This is a genomic window from Thiomonas sp. TH-17 (assembly GCF_057473305.1).
On sequence record NZ_JBYCKI010000202.1, the window covers coordinates 1 to 3,824 of the forward strand.

Annotated in this window: 4 protein-coding genes; all 4 read right to left on the reverse strand. The window is 65.1% G+C overall.

Annotated elements, in window-relative coordinates; genetic code table 11:
- On the reverse strand, window positions 1-487 hold a 487-nt coding region (locus AC2VLV_RS12165), incomplete at its 3' end, for a 2Fe-2S iron-sulfur cluster-binding protein (protein WP_486990239.1).
- A 51-nt stretch (window positions 488-538) separates the two neighbouring features.
- Window positions 539-2,200, reverse strand: coding sequence for a hydroxylamine reductase (gene hcp, locus AC2VLV_RS12170; protein WP_486990240.1), 1,662 nt, complete (start codon window positions 2,198-2,200; stop codon window positions 539-541).
- A 115-nt stretch (window positions 2,201-2,315) separates the two neighbouring features.
- A complete protein-coding gene (locus AC2VLV_RS12175; protein WP_486990241.1) occupies window positions 2,316-3,002 on the reverse strand; it encodes a Crp/Fnr family transcriptional regulator in 687 nt (228 codons plus the stop codon).
- Window positions 2,992-3,824: RQC domain-containing protein (locus tag AC2VLV_RS12180; protein ID WP_486990242.1), on the reverse strand; the 833-nt coding region annotated here is incomplete at its 5' end. The genes AC2VLV_RS12180 and AC2VLV_RS12175, both read right to left, overlap by 11 nt.

Sequence of the window (3,824 nt, forward strand, 5' to 3'; positions counted from 1 at the left end):
CGATGGAGAAGGGGCGCCACTGATCGGTTCCGGGCACGCGCAGTTCCATGTATTGACCGGGCTCGAACTCGGCGCCTGCGCCCAAGGTGTCGTGCGGCTGGAGTTGCAGCCAGAGGCCGACGGTGTCTTGCGCCAGCGGCTCCAGACGGGCTATGGAGGCCTTGCGCACAATGATTTGCTGCAGCCGCACTTTGTCTGAAGGGTAGGGCGCGGTCAGGCGCACGTCAGACTCGGCGTAGCTGCGGCACAGCAGCACCTGACCTTGCGCCCGCTGGGCGTCGTCGATCACGCTGCTGGAGACTTCGGTCAGTTGCACCAGCCCGGATTCGACCCGGGCCACGCACGACCCGCACGACCCGCTGCGGCAGTTGGCGGGCAGCAGAATGTCTTGGCGCAAAGCGGCTTCGAGCAGGCTTTCCTGGGGGTTGCTGTGAAACGCGAAGGTCTTGCCGTCGCGGGTTTCGAGGGAGATGGCGTAATCGTTCATGACATGGATTCCTGAAAGCCGCCCCCGCGCGCGCAGGGGCGGCAAGCGGGGTCAAGCTGCTTGCAGCGCGGCGGCCACGTCGGCGCGGGCGTCGCCGATCGGGCGCACGTCATAGCGCTCTTGCAGCACGGCGATCAGATTGGGCGTGAGATAGCCGGGCAGCGTGGGGCCGAGGTGGATGCCCTTGAGATCGAGCGCCAGCATGGACAGGAAAATGGCCGTGGCCTTTTGCTCCATCCACGAGATCATGTAAGACAGCGGCAGGTCGTTCAGCCCGCAATCGAAGGCCTTGGCCAGCGCCCCGGCGATCTGGATGGCCGAGTGCGCGTCGTTGCACTGACCCACGTCGAGTAGGCGCGGAATGCCGCCGATGTCGCCGTAGTCTTCGCGGTTCACGCGGTATTTGCCGCAGCCCAGAGTGAGGATGACGCTGTCGCTCGGCGCTTCTTTCGCCACGTCGGTGAAGTATTGCCGTTTGGGCGAAGCGCCATCGCAGCCGCCGACGAGGAAGAAGTGGCGGATCGCGCCGCTCTTGACCGCGTCAACCACTTGATCAGCCACGCCCATCAGGGTGTGGCGGCCAAAGCCCACGGTGATGAACTTCTCCGGCGCGTCTTCGCTGAAGCCGGGCGTCGCTTTTGCCGCCTGGATGACGGCGGAAAAATCGCCGCCTTCAATGTGCCGCACGCCGGGCCAGCCCACCGGGCCGGTGGTGAACACGCGGTTCTTGTAGCTGCGGTCGGGCTCGATGATGCAGTTGGAGGTGACGATCACCGGGCCGGGAAAGTTGGCGAACTCGGTTTGCTGATCCTGCCAGGCGCCGCCGTAATTGCCCACGAGTTGCGGGTAGGCCTTGAGCTTGGGATAGGCATGCGCGGGCAGCATTTCGCCGTGGGTATAGACGTTGATGCCCATCCCCTGCGTCTGTTCCAGCAGCAGTTGCAGATCGTGCATGTCGTGGCCGCTGACCAGAATGGCCTTGCCTTTGACCGGAGTGGTGCGCACCTGCGTGATCTGCTGCGCGCCGAACGCGCCGGTGTTGCCGGCGTCGAGCATTTCCATGACTTCCAGATTCAGTCGGCCGACCTCCAGCGCATGTTCCAGCAGGTCGCCGATGTCGGCGGGGTTGCTGGCGAGATAGTCGAGCAGGTCTTCCACCTTGGCGTCCACGCTGTCGCGCTGTTGCCCAAGCATGCGGGCGTGGTAGGCGTAGGCGGCAACCCCTTTCATGCCGTAGAGAATCAGCACGCGCAGACCGTTGGCGTCCTCGCCGACCACGTCTTCACCCGCCTTGACGCCGCCCAGCGCGGCCTGCTCCAGCACGGCGTCGAGCGAGGCGGCGGGTACGAAGCTGGCCGGGCCTTCGAGGGTTTCGGGCGTCTGGCCCTGGCTGCGCGCCGCGGCCACATACGCATCGCGCACCCGGTCGCGGGTGGCGGCGGCTTCCTGAATGAGTTTGCCGAAGCGCGCGGTGTTGAAGTTGACGTTGGTCAGGGTGGTGAACAGACCGTAGAGCATGAAGCGATCCACCGCCGGGTCGGTCCAGCCCAGTGCGCGGGCGCGTTTGGCGTACTGGGCGATGCCCTTGAGTTGATAGATCAGCAGATCCTGCAGATCGGAGGTCGGTTCATCTTTGCCGCAAACGCCTTGCGGTCCGGTGCAACCGATACCGTTGTCGTTGCGGGTGGTCTGGTCGCATTGATAACAAAACATGTGAAGCTCCTGGCGGGTTGATGACAGGGCTGCACTCTAGGAAGTCGGGTTTTCCCGCGTCCTTGACTGCGGTCAAGCGCCAAAAAAGCTTGGCCGATGTTTGATCTGACCCCGTTCAGCGGCCACTGCGCCAGGCGCGCAAGGCTTTGGGGTCGGGGATGTCCACATGCAGCCGGCCAATCTCGGCCAGGCCGTCACGGCGCAGGCGGGCAAACACCCGTGAGAGCGTCTCCGGCTTGATGCCCAGACGGGCGGCCAGCGCGGCCTTGGTGCACGGCAGTTCCACCCGGGCCGGTCCGTCCCAGTGCGGGCATTGATCGAGCAGATATTCAGCCACCCGCGCATCGGCCGACTCTACGCTCATGCGTCGCACCTCGTTGACCAGAAAATTCAGCCGGATGCTGAGGTTGCCCATCATAAACCAGGTGAGTTCGGGCTGCTCGCGCAGAATCTGCAGAAAAGGGGCGAACGGAATCTCGATCAGCTCGCAGCGGCCCTCACAGGTGGCGGTGACGGGATATTTTTTGCCCAGAAACCCTACGGCCAGCGCGAACAACTGATCGGGCTGGATGATTTCGACAATCTTCTCCTGTCCCGCCGCACTGCCCGAACTCAACAACATGCGCCCACTCAATACGAAGTAAAACGCGCTGCCCGCACTGCCTTCGGTGAACAGCACGCTGCCGGTGCGCAGGCTGAGCGTCTGGCAATGCGCCTGCAGCCGCGCCAGGGTGTCGGCGGGCCAGGGTTTGAAGATCGGGGTGTGCAGCAGGCGCTGGAACGGGAGCGTGTCAACTGACATGGTTGGCCTGTGCAATGACTTCGAGCAGCGCGGCGCCGTAGGTATCGCGCTTTTTGTCGCCCACGCCGGAAATGCCGCGTAGCGCATCCAGGCTATCCGGCCGGGCCAGGGCGATGGCCTGCAGCGTGGCGTCGGGAAACACCACAAAGGCGGGCACGCCGTGCTCCTTGGCGGTGGCCGCGCGCCAGATGCGCAGGCGGGCAAACAGCTCGGCGTCGGCGCTCGACATTGACTGCATGGTCAGTCGCGTGCCGGTCGATGTCGTGCTGCCGTTGGCGCTGCGGCGACGGCGTTCCGCGCCCGGCTCGCGGTGCTTGAGGTGGATGCGCTGCGCGCCCTTGAGCACGGCGCGGCTGGCGTCGGTGAGGTGCAGCACATTGAAATGTGTGGCGTCGACTTCGACCAGTCGTTGCGCGACGAGCTGGCGTAGTAGCAAGCGCCAGTCGGTCTCGCTCAGATCGGCGCCGATGCCAAAGGTCGAGAGCGCATGGTGGCCGTGGCGCTCGGTTTTTTCGGTGCGCTTGCCGCGCAGCACGTCGATGAGGTGGCTGGCGGCGAAGCTGGAGCCGCTGGACTGGCGGCAGCGGTAGATCGTGGACAGCAGCTTTTGCGCGGCCTCGGTGGCGTCGATGAGTTGCGGCGGGTTGAGACAGTTGTCGCAGTTGCCGCAGGGCGCGCTGGCTTCGCTGAAGTAGCCCAGCAGGCGCACGCGACGGCAGTCTGCGGCTTCGGCCAGCGCGAGCATGGCGTCGAGCTTGGCGGTGGACAGTCGCTTGTAGGCGTCGTCGGCGTCGGACAGGTCGATCAGCCGACGCTGCTGCA

Excerpts from the sequence above, each read along its gene's own strand:
- AC2VLV_RS12175 (WP_486990241.1), bottom strand. The coding sequence starts at position 3,002 with ATGTCAGTTGACACGCTCCCGTTCCAGCGCCTGCTGCACACCCCGATC.
- hcp (WP_486990240.1), bottom strand. The coding sequence starts at position 2,200 with ATGTTTTGTTATCAATGCGACCAGACCACCCGCAACGACAACGGTATC.